This is a genomic window from Duganella sp. LjRoot269 (assembly GCF_964254095.1).
Taxonomy (GTDB): domain Bacteria; phylum Pseudomonadota; class Gammaproteobacteria; order Burkholderiales; family Burkholderiaceae_D; genus Rugamonas; species Rugamonas hordei.
Window position 1 is genome coordinate 4630823 of record NZ_CAXUSL020000001.1, and the last position, 14247, is coordinate 4645069.

Here is a 14247-nt window from a genome sequence, read left to right on the forward strand (position 1 = left end):
TGACATGGAAACCCTGAACTACCGATTCGAACAAGGCACGCAGCACCTGAAGGCCTCGCCGCAAGTGGTGGGCGTGGTCGGCTCCGGCAACCTGGAAGTGCTGATCGAACCCGCCGAACTGAATGGCGCCTGCACCATCGAGATCACCACCGCCGCAGTCGGCTTCGGCCCGATCTGGGAGGCGGTGATGCGCGACTTCCACCAGCGCTGGCTGCTGGCCGATACCCGCATCTCCATCAACGACATGGGCGCCACGCCCGCAGTCGTCAGCCTGCGGCTGGACCAGGCGGTGCAAACCATGCTGGGAGGTTCGTGATGAGCCGCGGCGCAAGCTACCAGGAAGCGACCGCCCGCGAACGGCTGCAGCAGCTGTTCGATGCGGACAGCTTTGAAGAATTCCTGCCGCCGTCCGAGCGCGTCGTCAGCCCGCACCTGGGGCAGTTGAATGCGCCGGTGGCGTTCGACGACGGCGTTGCCGTCGGCCGGGCGAAGCTGGGCGGCGTGGCCGTCTATGCGGCGGCGCAGGAAGGTGGATTCATGGGCGGCGCGGTCGGCGAGGTGCATGGCGCCAAGCTGGTCGGACTGCTGCGGCGCGCCGTCAACGACAAGGTGGCCGCCGTGGTGCTGCTGGTGGAGTCCGGCGGCGTGCGCCTGCACGAGGCCAACGCCGGCCTGATCGCCGTGTCGGAAGTGATGCGCGCCCTGCTCGATGCGCGCGCTGCCGGCATCCCCGTGATCGCGCTGGTCGGCGGTTCCAACGGCGCCTTTGGCGGCATGGGCATCGTCACGCGCTGCGCGAACGTGGTGGTGATGTCGGAGGAAGGACGGCTGGCGATGTCCGGCCCCGAGGTCATCGAAACCGCCAACGGCGTCGAGGAATTCGATTCGCGCGACCGCGCGCTGGTATGGCGCAGCACTGGCGGCAAGCACCGCTACCTGATGGGCGATTGCCAGCGCATCGTGGCCGACGACATCGCCGCCTTCCGTGGCGCCGCGCTTGATGCCGTCTCCGCACTGACCGGCGCAACTGTGGAGTTGACGCTGGAAGCGCTGGAAGCGGAGCAGCAGATGCTGGAACAGCGCATCGCCCGCTTCGGCACCCTGCCCGATCCGGTCGACATCTGGAACGCGATGCAGATCGCGAACGCCGCCAACATTCCGATGCTGGATGTGGATAGTTTTATCGCCGCGGCCGATCCGCGCCGCATGGGAGCATAAGCACATGGACTGGAAAAAACTGGCGGACACGCTGTTCCCGCAAGGGCATACGATCGTCGAGCACAACGATTTCCTCAGCGGCGGCGCGCAAGTGGACGGACAAGCGGTGGCGGTGATCGGCACCACCGGCCATACGCCCATCGGCGTGGAGATCGCGCTGGCGCAAGCGCAGGCAATCCTGCGCACGGTTCGCGAACATCCCGGCATGCCGATACTGATGCTGATTGATACGCAGGGCCAGCGTCTACGTCATCGCGACGAAATGCTAGGCATCAACAGCTATATGGCGCACTTGGGCAAATGCGTGGATCTGGCACGACGCAAGGGACACAAGATCATCGGACTGGTGTACGACCAGGCGCTGTCCGGCGGCTTTATCACCAGCGGCTTGATGGCCGACGCCTGCTACGCCCTGCCCGATGCGACCATCCGCGTGATGGGATTGCCGGCGATGGCGCGCATCACCAAGGTGCCGGAGGAGCGGCTGACGGAACTGGCGCAAAGTAATCCCGTGTTTGCGCCGGGGCCGGAGAACTATCTGCGGATGGGCGGCCTGGAAGCGATTTGGGCCGGCGACCTGGCGGCGCATCTGCGCACCGCGCTGGCGCAGCCGGCAAGCGGCGACCAGCGCAGCGCATTGGGCCTGCAGCGCGGCGGGCGACGCCTGGCGCAACCCGTGATCGACGCTGTGATGGGCGACGGCCATGTACGCGCCGCCTGAGTCCGAGAGCCTGGCCTTAGCCACTGCGGCCTCGCAAGGGCTGGAGCGGCACATGCTGTGCTGGCTGTGCAAGGATGGCTGGCGCGACGTGCTGCGCGCGGCACAGCCGCAACATCGCATCGCCTTGAAGCTGTGGCAGGACCAGGATTGGCCGGCCGTGGTGCGGCGGCTGGACATCGGCGCGCAGCCGGACGAGGTTTGCCTCGGCCTGCCCCTGCCGCCCGATGAAGATACCGGCGAAAAGGTACGGATAGCCTTGCGCGTGCAGGTGGCGCATATCGCCAGGATGTCGTCCGCCGTACAGCTGCAGGCGGCGATACGCTCGTCGGGCCCGTGGAAGCAAGCGCTGACGGCGATGGAGCGCGATGCCGAAGCGTTGGATCTGCGCGTGTATGGCTCGCTGGCGATGCAGGCCTTGACCGGGCTGCTGTATCTGTCGCCGACTTCCGATATCGATATATTGTTCCATCCGCGCGGCCGACGGCAATTGACCGAGGGCGTGGCACTGCTGTCGCGGCACGCCGCGCACCTGCCGCTGGATGGCGAGATCGTTTTCCCCGGAGGGCAAGCGGTGTCGTGGAAGGAATGGAGCATGGCGATGGCGCATCCCGCCAAGGTGATGGTCAAGCAGCTGCATTCGGTCCGCCTGGCGGACACCGCTTCGCTGATGGCGACGCTGGAGGATGTGTGATGGGCGCCGTCTCGCTTCGCTCCGGATCGCGCGCCGCGGCGCCGGTTCTCGCCTGCACGCGGCTTGGCCGCAAAACCCAGGCCCGCTTCGCGCGCGAGGTCGCGCGGCTGGCGGTGGGCAGCCTGCACGTGGAGTTGTGCCTGTATCCCAAGCCCGGGCTGGTGTCGCCGGTGGACAACGGCAGCCATGACGACATGGATGCCGCCACCTTCATGCGCAGCCTGTTCTCGCTGCGTCACTACTTTAAAAAAATCTGCCTGGCAGGATTGAACGATGCGCCGTTTTCGCAGTTAAAGCAGTTGGGCATCGCGGCCGAAGCGGCGATGCTGAAGGCGACGCACGGCGTCAACACGCATCGCGGCGCGATCTTCAGCCTCGGCATGCTGTGCGCGACCGCCGGCCGCGCCCGGGCGCAAGGCACGCCGATGACACCCGCCGCCCTGCGCGCCGCCATGTTGATACGCTGGGGCGAGGAGCTGGCGATGCACGCCGCGCCGGCCGCGCTACCGGCGCTGAGCAACGGCCTGCGGGTCGCCGCGCAGTATTCGGTGAGTGGGGCGCGCGAGGAAGGCGCGCTTGGCCTGCCCTCCGTTTTTGAAATCGGCGTACCGGCGATGCTGGCCGCGCGCGCGCGTGGCGCCAGCATGACGATGGCGCGCATCGATACGCTGTTCGTGCTGATGGCCCACATCAGCGACAGCAACGTCTACCACCGCGCCGGACCGCAGGGCGCGCACATTGTGCGCACCAGCGCGCAACGCTTCATCGACCTGGGCGGCACCGCCTATCCCGGCTGGCATGACGAAGCGCTGGCCAGCCACCGGTTGTTTGTCCAGCAGCGGCTGTCGCCAGGCGGCGCGGCCGACCTGCTGGCCGCCAGCTGCCTGGTACTCGCCATCGCCGCGCTGGACGCCGGCCAGCAATGACCATGTCCTACGGCGCTCAAGCCCGGCTGCTGCTGCTGTGCCCCGGACAAGGCGGCCAGCATCCGGCGATGTTCGACCTGGCCCGCACCAGCCCCGCCGCCAGTGCGCTGCTGGACCGCCTGGCCACGACCGGCGCATTGGACGGCGTGGACATCTACGCCAACCGCAACGCACAACCGCTGATCGTCGCCGCCACGCTGTCCATGTGGGAAGCGATCCGTGAATTCACGCCGCCGCCGGCGCTGATCGCCGGCTACAGCATCGGCGAACTGGCGGCATACGGCGTCGCCGGCGCGCTGGCGCCGGAGGCGGCGGCAGGACTGGCCGCCGAGCGCGCGCGGCTGATGGACAACTGCGCGCTGGCCCTGCCCGGTCAGGCGTTAATGGCGATCTCGGGCCTGGCGCTGCCGCGCATTCAAGCCATCCTTGCCGAACACGCCTTTTACATGAGCATAGAAAACGACGATGACGCCTGCGTCGCCGGCGGCCCCGCGTCCGCCGCTGAGAAACTGGAACAAGCGATAGCACAAGCGGGCGGACGCAGCACCCGCCTGCAAGTGGAAGTCGCCTCGCACACGCCCTACATGCAGGCGGCGGTGGCGCCGTTTGCCGAGGCCTTGCGTCAAATCGGATTCGGCCACATGACGGCGCCGGTATTGGCGGGCGTCAGCGCCACCGCCGTCAGCGGCAAGACGCAAGCCGTCGATCAGCTGTCGCGCCAGCTGGCCGAAACCATCCACTGGGCCGCCTGCATGGATGCCGCCGCCGAAGCCGGCATCACCTACGCGCTGGAACTGGGCCCCGGTGCCGCGCTCGCGCGCATGATGCAGAACCGCCACCCGCACATCAATACCCGCTCGGCGGCCGACTTCCGCACGCTGGACGGCATCCGCAAATGGCTGGAACGTGCGGCGGAGGATTGATCAACGATTGTTTTGCGTGGCCCACGCGACGATGTTGGACGCATCCATCGCCCCCGGCTGGCGTGCCATCTCACGGCCGCCCTTGAACAAGGCCAGCGTCGGGATGCTGCGGATCGCATAGCGCGCCGCCAGGTCCTGCGCCTGCTCGGTATCCACCTTCACCACGCGAAACTGCGGCTCCAGCCGCTGCGTGGCTTGCGCATAAAACGGCGCCATGGTCCGGCACGGCCCACACCACGGCGCCCAGAAGTCCACCAGCACCGGAATATCGCTGCGCTCGATATGCTTGAGGAAGCGCGCGCTGGACAACTCCACCGGCTGGCCGGTGAACAAGGCCTTCTGGCATTTTCCGCAGACCGGCTGCTGCGCCAGCTTGGCGGCGGGCACGCGGTTGACGGCGTCGCAATGGGGGCAAACTATGTGCAGCGACTCAGGCTGCGCAGCGGTGGCATTCGTCATCTTCATCTCCAGACAGCAACAAGCCGACCATGATAAAGCATGGACAAAAAAAATGCCGCGCACGGCGATATTGCATCGCGTGCGCGGCCAGGGGTTAATTAATATCTGAATCTACATCAGGTTTCTTTGCGAGCGCCGGTCTGTTTGCTGGATTGAGCAGCTTGAGCAGCTTGAGCGGCAGTCTGGGCTTGGGAAGCTTGCCCGCCTTGCATGCTGCCTTCGCGGCTCTCGCGGCCTTCGGTGCCGTTATGGCCGGCGCTTTGCAGCGTCGAGCTGCTGCTGCGCATTTCATTGCCGCGCGACTGGTGCATGCCGTCGGTGAAAGGATCCGTGAATTTCTGCACGGCGTCCTGATGGCTGCGCAGGGTTTTCTCCGTTTCCTCGGACGTGACACGTGCTACCTCGTCGGCCAGGGCCTTGGCAGTGCGGCTGGTTTCCTGCACGCGCTCTTCGGCGACCTTGGACAGGTCAACCTGGGTATCCGCAGCGATGCGCGACAGGTGCTGTTGGTAAGCGCGCAGCTTTTCGGCGGTAGGCTGGGCGTGGGCTGCGACGGCGGCGATCGCCTCCGTCGGACGATGCGCGGTGATCACTTGCTGGCTGACGTTGGTGCCTTCTTCCAGCAGGGTTTGTGCCAGTTGGATGTTCAGGTCGCTATATTGTTGGACGGTACGGAACAGGGACTTGGAAATGTCGTTAAAGAACGACAACTGAGCTTCCATATGGTTTTTAGCGGCGGGGGTGACAGTTTGGGAAAATGGATACATGTGATTGCCTCGAAAAGAAGTAAAAAAAGTGGCCTGGGGAATGTCGAACCGGTTTCGACGACGCGTTTTGCAGCGCGAATGCCAAGGCTACGTTAGACCGTTCCGTGACATATGATCTAGATCAAACGTACACTGACGCCACCTGAGGAACTTCCCAAACCGGATTAATCCTAAGCTGCCCCTTCCCTAGTTCCTCGCGTAGCGCCACTTTTCATGCCACACGGCTAGGACAAACACGAGAGTACCTGTCAGCAATTGCCCCATTACCGACAGCGCATTCGCGGCGCCGTTGAAGCCGACCACGTCCAATGCGGGCACCTTGGCGGTCTGGACCGCCACGTATATGCCGAACAGGAACAACGCCAGGAAGGTCCTGCCGCCGCCGCTAAGCCGGCCCAGCAAGCTGGCGGCGCATGACATCGAGAATACGCCGGTCGCCAGCGCGGCGGCGCGCAACGGTTCGGCGATCAGCCAGCGCAACAGCACCGGCGCCGTGAACACCAGCGCCAGCAGGCAAGCGGCCAGCAGTTGCGCCGCGAACCGGCGCTGGGCGCCGCCGGGCGCCGCCGCGCTCATGCCGTCGACGTCGTTGCGCAGGTCGCGCACGCTCAGCTCGCTGACCAGCACGCCCCATATGACGATGCCGGCGGTCAGCCAGCCGCCAAGCGCGGCGCCCTCCACCACGCAGCCGCCGGCCAGCAACACCGCCGCCGCCACGATGGCCGCGGGATTCGACACCAGCGCCAGCGCCACCACGGCCAACGCCTCGCCCCACACGCCCGGCAGGCGCGCGGCCAATCCGAACAAGGGACGTACCGCCACCGACAATGGCCGCAGCCAGCGATTGGCCAGCGCCAGTGGCGACCAGCGCGCGCCGCCGCCGGGCGCGACACGCACGCGGTCCGGCGAATAGCGATGGAACAGCGGCACCGCCAGCAGCAAGGGCAGCAAGCCGATCAGCGCGCAACCGGCGCGGCTCAGCAACAACTCCCTGCTCCATAAGGATTCCGGCAAGACCAGCGGCGCCAGCGCCGGATTGAAGCTGGCGGCGCCGATCGAGAAATGCTGGCTGTGGACCACGCTTTGAAAAGCCTGCACCGCGCTGGAGACTCCGGAGAAGTCCACCAACAGCGCCGGCGCCCAGCCCGCGTGGCCCGCCGTGGCGACGGCCGGCACGGAAAGCTGCGCGAGGAAGAAAATAAAATACAGCACGTCGCCGCCCTTGCCCATCAACGGCGGCCACGACTCGAACAGCGACACCAGGCTGGCGGTCAGGAATACCACCGGCAACAGCAGCAAGGCAAAGGTCTGCAGATACACGCCCAGCTGGATCGGCCCGGTGCCGCGCAACAGATGCAGCACCAGCATGGTCCCCAGGAACACCAGCAGCAGCGCGCTCAGATACACCACGCTACCCAGCCAGCGCCCCAGCACGAACACCGTGTTGCTGACCGGCGTGGCGGCCAGCACGGCGGCGACACCGCTGCGGATTTCCTCGCTCACGCGTCCGCGCACCAGATAGAAGCCGGCCAATCCGAACAGCAACCCGGCCATCAGCGCGCCGCCCAGCGCCAGGCAGGTGCTGGTGTACAGCACGCGCGTCTCGTCGATGGCGACCAGCGTGTAGCCCAGCGACGGATCGCCGACCATCGCCCAGCTCAAGCCGATCAGCGCCAGCACCGCCACCATGGTGCCGGGGCGGCGCATGCGCATGCGGACTTCGGCCAGCAGCAGCGCCTTCAGCACCGGTAGGGACGCCGCCCTCATGCCGCCAGTTCCCCGGATTCCTGCATCGCGTAGCGCCGCGTCATCAGCGCCTCCTCCAGCGTCGGCTCGACCAGCACCGCGCCGGCGCACGGCGACGACGGATGGGCGATGCGCAGGTTGACCGCGTCCGCGCTGCGCTGCGCCTGCAGCACCTGCACCCGCGCGCGCAAGGCGTCGTAGTCCCGCTGCGCCACGGTGGCGGACCACACCTGGCTGCGCGCGTCCCGCACGAAGCTATCCGGCGTGTCGTAGGCGACCAGTCGGCCCTTGCGCATGATGGCCAGATGGGACGCCATGTTCTCCACGTCGGACACGATATGCGTCGACACGATCACCAGCTTGCGGAAGCCGATTTCCGCCAGCAGATGGCGGAAGCGCAGCCGCTCCTCCGGATCGAGGCCGGCGGTCGGCTCGTCGACGATCAGCACATCGGGATCGTTGAGCAGCGCCTGCGCGATACCGAGCCGGCGCCGCATGCCGCCCGAGAATCCGGACGCCTGCCGGTTCGCGTGCTCGTGCAGGTTGACCGTCTCCAGCAAGTGCCGCAAGCGCGCCGGATCGCGCACGCCCTTCAGTGCCGCGAAGTACTGCAGGAATTCCAGCGCGGTCAAGTTCGGATAGACGCCGAAATCCTGCGGCAGGAAGCCGAGGCGCCCGCGTATCGCATCGGGCTTGCTCACGATGTCGGTGCCGTCGAACAGGATCTGGCCGCTGGTCGGCCGGGTCAGCGTGGCGATCATCTGCATCAGCGACGTCTTGCCGGCGCCGTTGTGGCCGATCAGACCGACCACGCCGGCGGGCAGCTGCAAACTGACGTCGTCGACCGCACGGACGTTGTTCGCGTAGGTTTTCACGACGTTGCGTAGTTCAAGCATGCACAAGGTACTCCTGAAAATGAAAGCGGGGCCGGCCCAGCGCAATGCTGGAGCCGGCCCCGCGGGTCGGTGCGATTATTCTACAGTCTTATTTAAATAGCACTGCCGCTTTTTGCACCGTCAGCGACACGCCGATCGCCAGCGGAATGCCGACGGCCAGCCAGCCGAAAGCCACCGCCGCCGGGCTGGTCACGCCGTTCGACGCCACCACCGCGCCGGTCGATGCGGCCGCGTCGCGCTCGTGCGCCAGCTTCTTCTCGGCGGCCAGTTCGGCCTCGGTCATGAAGTGCTTGTCGGCCACCGGACGCACCACCAGGTTGCACAGCAGGCCAAGCACCAGCAGGCTCGCCAGCACGTACATGGTGATGTCGTACGCCTGCGCCTTCGGCACGCCGTGGGCGATCTGGTATTCGCGGATGTAGGTCACCAGCAGGGGACCGAACACGCCGGCCATCGACCATGCGGTCAGCAGGCGGCCGTGGATCGCGCCCACCATCTGGGTGCCGAACAAATCGGCCAGGTAGGCCGGCACGGTGGCGAAGCCGCCGCCGTACATCGACAGGATGATGCAGAAGAAGCCGACGAACAGCGCCAGCTGCGCGCCGTGCGCCATCGATGGAATCAGGCCGTACAGCGTGATGCCCAGCACGAAGAAGACACCGTAGGTCACCTTGCGGCCCAGGAAGTCCGAGCACGAAGCCCAGACGAAACGGCCGCCGATGTTAAACAGCGACAGCAAGCCGGTAAAGCCGGCGGCGATGGCGGCGATCTGGCCTTTCTGCGCCAGCGTCAGATCGTTGAACGCGACGCTCACGCCCAACAGCTGGCCGGCGAAGATCTCCTGCAGCAGCGGCGAAGCCATGCCGAGGATGCCGATGCCGGCCGTCACGTTCAGACACAGCACCAGCCACACCAGCCAGAATTGCGGAATGCCCCACACCTTGCTGGCGTGGACGTGGCGGTTGGTGATCATGGTGTTGGCCGCGGCCTTGGCCGGCGGCGTCCAGCCGGCGGGCGTCCAGCCGCTCGGCGGCACGCGGTACGACAGCGCGCCGGCCATCATGAAGACGAAGTAGATCGCCGCCATCACCAGGAAAGTTTGCCACACGCCGACCGAGTCGGGCGTGGCGAAGAATTTCATCAGCTTGTCGGCCAGCGGCGCACCGATCATCGCGCCGCCGCCGAAGCCCATGATGGCCATACCGGTCGCCATGCCGCGCCGGTCCGGGAACCATTTGATCAGCGTCGATACCGGCGAGATATAGCCGAGGCCCAGGCCGATACCGCCGATCACGCCGGAGCCCAGCCACATCAGCCAGATCTGGTGCTGGTACACGCCCAGCGCCGAGATCACCAGGCCGCCGCACCAGCACAGCGCGGACACCACGCCCGCCTTGCGCGGACCGGCATGTTCCAGCCAGCCGCCGAACAGCCAGGCGGCCAGGCCGAGGAAGACGAAGAACATCGTGTACATCCAGCCCAGCATCGAGATCTGCCAGTCGCAGGTGGACGACATGATCTTGGCCATCACGTCCATGTCGGCCGGACAGGCCAGCGATTCCTTGATGCCGATGGCGCGCGACAGCGGCAGCCAGAACACGGAAAAACCATAGGCCATGCCGATGCACAAGTGGATGGCCAGCGCGGCCGGCGGCACCAGCCAGCGATTAAAACCGGCGCCAGCGACGGTGCGGTCCTTTTCCAAAAAATCCAAAATTGCCATGCAAAATCTCCTGTGTTTTCATGTAACGAAAGTACATGTTTCTCTGAAACAACTACGGTCGGAGGTTAGCATACAGCCAGCAATTTGTCTTAGCGCCTATGTTTCAAATCGTCCGCCGAGAGCCACAATTCCTTGCGTTCCAGCGGTGTTTGCGGCGTCAGCAGCGGATTGGGCAATTCGATGACCAGGCGCTGATCGAGCCTGGCGCGCTGGATCAGCGGGCCGTAATGTAAATAGAACAGCTGCGAGAAAGAGCCGTCGGCCAGCGCCGCCTCCAAGCCCTGGCGCACGTTCTCTGCCAGCGCCGGGTTGTTGCGGTTGACGAAAAAGTAGTCGGCGGTCGGATAGTGCACAACGATGTAAGGGTCGATCGCCAATTCCGGATGGCGCGCCGCCTCGGCCCAGATCTCGTTGACCGAGCGCGGCACCCAGTCCATGCGGCCCGCCTCAGCATGCCGAACAGACCGTTGTAGACCGCCACCGGATACACGGTCAGCCCGCTGTGCCGCAGTATCTGCAGGTCCGGCCAGTCGTGCCCCTGGGCAGCGGAAAAGCGCTTCAGGTCTTCCAGGCTGCGCACGTCGCGCAACATATCTTTATGGTCTGCCCGAAGCAGGCCGATGCGCCAGCCGATCAGGCCGCGCGACATCGGTATCCGCACTGGCAACAGCTTGCTTTCGCGCTCGGCCGACGTCATGGTGCCGATGATATCGATGCGGCCTGCGCCCGACTGTATTTCGGCGATCGCCCGGTTCTGCTGCATGCGCGTGGGCGACAGCTCGACCCGGTACTTTTCGCCCGCCTTGGCCAGCGCCAGCTGCAGCAGCGCCATGCCATATTCGCTGCGCTTGTCGTCGTCAGCCTCGGCGCGCGGATACAGCACCGTGATCGGTTCGGCGGCCGCCGCCAGGCAGACGCAGGCCAGACAGGCAAACAGCAGTCGGCGCAGAGACATCGCTTTCATCCTGATACTATCCCTTAACAATACTCGCCCAGGCTAGGCGCGCCGTCAAGCGTGCTACATTTTTAAGCAAATACGTGCATTCGGCCGCGCATCGGTGTACACTTCCGTTAATTGCCGAAGGGAAATAACATGGCCATCGCCGCACTCAGTTCAGGAGTTACCGGTCTCAATGCCGCCGAGCGCGCATTGGGCAACAGCGCGCACGCGATCGCCAACATCGGCACCCAGGGCTTCCAGCCGTCGCGGGCCAATTTCCAGGAAAACGCGCCGGCCGGCACTGGTGTGTCGATCTCGTTCCAGACGCAGCAACTGCTTTCAGTCGACGCCCCCAGCGCCACCAACCTCGCCACCGAAACCACCAATTCGCTGATCTACAAGGCCCAATTCGACCTGTCGGCCAAGGTAATCCAGGCCGCCGACCAGAATCTGGGTACCCTGATCGATACCAAAGCTTGACAGGGTGTGATCGAATCGGCACATTGAAGTCTTCCGGAGAGGGAGACCATGATAAGAGACCAGGAAACGCTGAACATCCTGCTGGACAGCATCCGCCGCTTCGTGCGCGAACAACTGGTGCCGCACGAGCAGCACGTCGCCGACACCGATGAAATCCCTCCCGCGCTGGTGGCGCAGATGCGTGAACTGGGCCTGTTCGGCCTCTCCATCCCCGAGGAATATGGCGGCCTTGGGCTGACCATGGAAGAAGAAGTGCTGGCGGCGTTCGAGATCGCCCGCACCTCGCCCGCCTTCCGTTCGCTGTTCGGCACCAACAACGGCATCGGCTCGCAAGGCATCCTGATCGACGGCACCGAAGCGCAGAAGAACGCCTGGCTGCCGCGCATGGCGTCGGGCGAAATCATCGGCTCGTTCGCGCTGACGGAACCGGGCTACGGCTCCGACGCCGGCTCGCTGACCACCTCCGCCGTGCGCGACGGCGACGATTACATCATCAACGGCACCAAACGCTATATCACCAACGCGCCGGAGGCCGGCGTGTTCACCGTGATGGCGCGCACCGAGGCCGACCGCAAAGGCGCCAGCGGCGTATCCGCCTTCATCGTCGAACGCGACACGCCCGGCCTCTCGCTCGGCAAGACCGACAAGAAAATGGGCCAGCGCGGCGCCCACACCAGCGACGTGATCTTTGAAAACTGCCGCGTGCCGGCCACCAGCATCATCGGCGGCACACCGGGCATGGGTTTCAAGACCGCGATGAAGGTACTCGACAAGGGCCGCCTGCATATCTCGGCGGTCTGCATCGGCGTGGCCGAGCGCATGCTGGAGGACGCGCTGCGCTACGCGATGGAGCGCCAGCAGTTCGGCCAGCCGATCGCCGAGTTCCAGCTGGTGCAGGCCATGCTGGCCGACAGCAAGACCGAAATCTACGCCGCCCGCAGCATGGTGCTGGACGCCGCCCGCCGCCGCGACAACAACGAGGACATCACCACCGAGGCTTCCTGCTGCAAGCTGTTCGCTTCCGAAATGTGCGGCCGCGTGGCCGACCGCTCGGTGCAGATCCACGGTGGCGCCGGCTACGTGTCCGACTACGCGGCCGAGCGCTTCTACCGCGACGTGCGGCTGTTCCGCATTTACGAAGGCACGTCGCAGATCCAGCAACTGGTCATCGCCCGCCACATGATCAAGGCGGCGGAAAGCCGATGAACACCGACCAGCTACTGGCGGCGCTGCCGGCACGCATCAGCGCCATACCGCGCCGCTGGGCCGAACGCGCGCCGCACACCAACGCGCTGCACGACGGCCGTCGCCACTGGACCTATGCGGAGCTGGCGGCTGCGGTCGACGAAACCGCCGTGCTGCTGCGCGCGCTGAAGCTGCGGCCCGGCGACCGCCTGATGGTGGTTGGCGAGAACTGCGTCGCGCAGGTGGTGCTCACGCTGGCCGCCGCCGCGGTCGATGCGTGGATCGTCCACGTCAACGGACGCCTGTCGGCGCGCGAAGTCGACGCGATCATGCAGCACTGCGGCGCGCGGCGCGTGATCTACACCTCGTCCGTTTCCCCCGAGGCGGCCGCACATGGCGTGCGCCACGGTGCCTCGGCCGCCGACTCGCCATATGGCGAATGGATGGTCGGCCGGCTGAACATGGACTGCGCCGCGGAGCCCGTGCACGAGGCGTCGGCGGAACAGGTCGCGGCGCTGATCTACACCACCGGCACCACCGGCCAGCCCAAGGGCGTGATGCTCACGCACCGCAACCTGCTGTTCATCGCCGCCGTCTCCAGCACGTTGCGCGGCCTGACGCCGTCTGACCGCGCCTATGGCGTGCTGCCCATCAGCCACGTCTACGGCTTGGCCTCGGTCATGCTGGGCACCTTGTACGCGGGCGCCTGCCTGTACCTGTGCCCGCGCTTCACGCCGGACGCCGTATTGAAGGCGATCCGCGACGACCGCCTGACCATCCTGCAAGGCGTGCCCGCCATGTACGCGCGCCTGCTGGAAACGCTGGGCGGCTCCGGGCAGCGCCTGGCGTCGCAACTGCGGTTTATATATGCGGGCGGCTCGCCGCTGTCGCCGACGCTGAAGACACAGGCCGAGCAGCTGTTCGGACTACCGCTGCACAATGGCTACGGCATGACCGAAACCTCGCCCACGATCAGCCAGACCCGCCTCGACCAACCGCGCAGCGACACGTCGGTGGGCCAGGCGATACCCGGCGTCGAAGTGCGCCTGGTCGATGCCGGCGGTGGCGACGTGCCGCCCGGCGCGGACGGAGAACTGTGGGTGCGCGGCCCCAACATCATGCTGGGTTACTACCGCGAACCGGAACTGACGGCGGCGGCGATGCGGCCCGGCGGCTGGCTCAACACCGGCGACGTTGCCCGCCAGGACGCCGATGGCGCGTTGTTCATCGTCGGCCGCACCAAGGAGCTGATTATCCGTTCGGGCTTCAACGTCTATCCGCTGGAGGTGGAGACGGTGCTGAACGCCCATCCGGCGGTAACGCAATCGGCGGTGGTTGGTCGCAACGCCGCCGACGGCAACGAGGAAGTGGTGGCCTTCGTCGAAATCGATCCGCGCCACCGCGTCACCTCCGAAGAATTGCAACAGTACCTGGCGACGCAGCTGTCGCCATATAAATGTCCGACCGAGATCATCGAAATGCAAACCCTGCCCGCAGCGGCAACCGGAAAAATATTGAAAGGACAGTTGCGGCAACTGGCACAAAAATAACCACTAACGGGAGACAAGCGTG

Annotated in this window: 16 protein-coding genes; 10 read left to right on the plus strand and 6 right to left on the minus strand. The window is 65.8% G+C overall.

Going from position 1 to position 14247, the window contains the following annotated elements:
- Nucleotides 1-4 precede the first annotated feature (4 nt).
- From mdcC to ACSQ3S_RS20745, 6 genes are read left to right on the plus strand one after another with little or no spacing between them, the layout of a single operon-like run.
- Nucleotides 5-316, plus strand: a complete 312-nt coding sequence (gene mdcC / locus ACSQ3S_RS20720; RefSeq protein WP_176651399.1) for a malonate decarboxylase acyl carrier protein — start codon at nucleotides 5-7, stop codon at nucleotides 314-316.
- Entirely contained in the window at nucleotides 316-1218 is a 903-nt protein-coding gene (locus ACSQ3S_RS20725; protein WP_413446664.1) for a biotin-independent malonate decarboxylase subunit beta, read from the plus strand. Before mdcC ends, ACSQ3S_RS20725 begins: the two co-directional genes overlap by 1 nt.
- A 4-nt stretch (nucleotides 1219-1222) precedes the next feature.
- Complete coding sequence (gene mdcE / locus ACSQ3S_RS20730) at nucleotides 1223-1939, plus strand: biotin-independent malonate decarboxylase subunit gamma (RefSeq protein ID WP_176651401.1); 717 nt, start codon at nucleotides 1223-1225, stop codon at nucleotides 1937-1939.
- Complete coding sequence (mdcG, locus tag ACSQ3S_RS20735; protein WP_436143597.1) at nucleotides 1923-2630, plus strand: malonate decarboxylase holo-[acyl-carrier-protein] synthase; 708 nt, start codon at nucleotides 1923-1925, stop codon at nucleotides 2628-2630. The genes mdcE and mdcG overlap by 17 nt, the downstream gene beginning before the upstream one ends.
- A complete protein-coding gene (mdcB, locus tag ACSQ3S_RS20740; RefSeq protein WP_436143598.1) occupies nucleotides 2630-3556 on the plus strand; it encodes a triphosphoribosyl-dephospho-CoA synthase MdcB in 927 nt (308 codons plus the stop codon). The genes mdcG and mdcB overlap by 1 nt, the downstream gene beginning before the upstream one ends.
- On the plus strand, nucleotides 3553-4479 hold the full coding sequence (locus tag ACSQ3S_RS20745; RefSeq protein WP_436143599.1) for an ACP S-malonyltransferase: 927 nt from the start codon (nucleotides 3553-3555) through the stop codon (nucleotides 4477-4479). Before mdcB ends, ACSQ3S_RS20745 begins: the two co-directional genes overlap by 4 nt.
- On the opposite strand, the gene trxC is transcribed toward ACSQ3S_RS20745, so the two are convergent.
- The 6 genes from trxC to ACSQ3S_RS20775 form a co-directional block, all read right to left on the minus strand.
- The gene (gene trxC, locus ACSQ3S_RS20750; RefSeq protein WP_436143600.1) at nucleotides 4480-4938 is read right to left on the minus strand and encodes a thioredoxin TrxC; all 459 of its coding nucleotides are present in this window, start codon (nucleotides 4936-4938) and stop codon (nucleotides 4480-4482) included.
- A 116-nt stretch (nucleotides 4939-5054) separates the two neighbouring features.
- Entirely contained in the window at nucleotides 5055-5705 is a 651-nt protein-coding gene (locus ACSQ3S_RS20755) for a phasin family protein (RefSeq protein WP_436143601.1), read from the minus strand.
- 186 nt (nucleotides 5706-5891) lie between these two features.
- Complete coding sequence (locus tag ACSQ3S_RS20760; protein WP_436143602.1) at nucleotides 5892-7472, minus strand: ABC transporter permease; 1581 nt, start codon at nucleotides 7470-7472, stop codon at nucleotides 5892-5894.
- Complete coding sequence (locus tag ACSQ3S_RS20765) at nucleotides 7469-8347, minus strand: ABC transporter ATP-binding protein (protein WP_353403731.1); 879 nt, start codon at nucleotides 8345-8347, stop codon at nucleotides 7469-7471. The genes ACSQ3S_RS20760 and ACSQ3S_RS20765 overlap by 4 nt, the downstream gene beginning before the upstream one ends.
- An 88-nt stretch (nucleotides 8348-8435) precedes the next feature.
- Nucleotides 8436-10070, minus strand: coding sequence for an OFA family MFS transporter (locus tag ACSQ3S_RS20770; RefSeq protein ID WP_436143603.1), 1635 nt, complete (start codon nucleotides 10068-10070; stop codon nucleotides 8436-8438).
- 89 nt (nucleotides 10071-10159) lie between these two features.
- The gene (locus ACSQ3S_RS20775; RefSeq protein WP_436143604.1) at nucleotides 10160-10507 is read right to left on the minus strand and encodes a hypothetical protein; all 348 of its coding nucleotides are present in this window, start codon (nucleotides 10505-10507) and stop codon (nucleotides 10160-10162) included.
- A 65-nt stretch (nucleotides 10508-10572) separates the two neighbouring features.
- Here ACSQ3S_RS20775 and ACSQ3S_RS20780 point away from each other — a divergent pair, with 65 nt between their 5' ends.
- From ACSQ3S_RS20780 to ACSQ3S_RS20795, 4 genes are all read left to right on the plus strand, one after another.
- Entirely contained in the window at nucleotides 10573-11052 is a 480-nt protein-coding gene (locus tag ACSQ3S_RS20780) for a hypothetical protein (protein ID WP_436143605.1), read from the plus strand.
- Between the two features lie 111 nt (nucleotides 11053-11163).
- Complete coding sequence (locus ACSQ3S_RS20785) at nucleotides 11164-11490, plus strand: flagellar basal body rod C-terminal domain-containing protein (RefSeq protein WP_436143606.1); 327 nt, start codon at nucleotides 11164-11166, stop codon at nucleotides 11488-11490.
- A 48-nt stretch (nucleotides 11491-11538) separates the two neighbouring features.
- Nucleotides 11539-12696: an acyl-CoA dehydrogenase family protein gene (locus tag ACSQ3S_RS20790; protein WP_436143607.1), complete on the plus strand. Its 1158-nt coding sequence runs from the start codon at nucleotides 11539-11541 to the stop codon at nucleotides 12694-12696.
- Nucleotides 12693-14225, plus strand: coding sequence for a class I adenylate-forming enzyme family protein (locus ACSQ3S_RS20795; RefSeq protein WP_436143608.1), 1533 nt, complete (start codon nucleotides 12693-12695; stop codon nucleotides 14223-14225). The genes ACSQ3S_RS20790 and ACSQ3S_RS20795 overlap by 4 nt, the downstream gene beginning before the upstream one ends.
- Nucleotides 14226-14247: the final 22 nt, after the last annotated feature.

Excerpts from the sequence above, each read along its gene's own strand:
- mdcC (WP_176651399.1), top strand. The coding sequence starts at position 5 with ATGGAAACCCTGAACTACCGATTCGAACAAGGCACGCAGCACCTGAAG.
- ACSQ3S_RS20725 (WP_413446664.1), top strand. The coding sequence starts at position 316 with ATGAGCCGCGGCGCAAGCTACCAGGAAGCGACCGCCCGCGAACGGCTG.
- mdcE (WP_176651401.1), top strand. The coding sequence starts at position 1,223 with ATGGACTGGAAAAAACTGGCGGACACGCTGTTCCCGCAAGGGCATACG.
- mdcG (WP_436143597.1), top strand. The coding sequence starts at position 1,923 with ATGTACGCGCCGCCTGAGTCCGAGAGCCTGGCCTTAGCCACTGCGGCC.
- mdcB (WP_436143598.1), top strand. The coding sequence starts at position 2,630 with ATGGGCGCCGTCTCGCTTCGCTCCGGATCGCGCGCCGCGGCGCCGGTT.
- ACSQ3S_RS20745 (WP_436143599.1), top strand. The coding sequence starts at position 3,553 with ATGACCATGTCCTACGGCGCTCAAGCCCGGCTGCTGCTGCTGTGCCCC.
- trxC (WP_436143600.1), bottom strand. The coding sequence starts at position 4,938 with ATGACGAATGCCACCGCTGCGCAGCCTGAGTCGCTGCACATAGTTTGC.
- ACSQ3S_RS20755 (WP_436143601.1), bottom strand. The coding sequence starts at position 5,705 with ATGTATCCATTTTCCCAAACTGTCACCCCCGCCGCTAAAAACCATATG.
- ACSQ3S_RS20760 (WP_436143602.1), bottom strand. The coding sequence starts at position 7,472 with ATGAGGGCGGCGTCCCTACCGGTGCTGAAGGCGCTGCTGCTGGCCGAA.
- ACSQ3S_RS20765 (WP_353403731.1), bottom strand. The coding sequence starts at position 8,347 with ATGCTTGAACTACGCAACGTCGTGAAAACCTACGCGAACAACGTCCGT.
- ACSQ3S_RS20770 (WP_436143603.1), bottom strand. The coding sequence starts at position 10,070 with ATGGCAATTTTGGATTTTTTGGAAAAGGACCGCACCGTCGCTGGCGCC.
- ACSQ3S_RS20775 (WP_436143604.1), bottom strand. The coding sequence starts at position 10,507 with ATGGACTGGGTGCCGCGCTCGGTCAACGAGATCTGGGCCGAGGCGGCG.
- ACSQ3S_RS20785 (WP_436143606.1), top strand. The coding sequence starts at position 11,164 with ATGGCCATCGCCGCACTCAGTTCAGGAGTTACCGGTCTCAATGCCGCC.
- ACSQ3S_RS20790 (WP_436143607.1), top strand. The coding sequence starts at position 11,539 with ATGATAAGAGACCAGGAAACGCTGAACATCCTGCTGGACAGCATCCGC.
- ACSQ3S_RS20795 (WP_436143608.1), top strand. The coding sequence starts at position 12,693 with ATGAACACCGACCAGCTACTGGCGGCGCTGCCGGCACGCATCAGCGCC.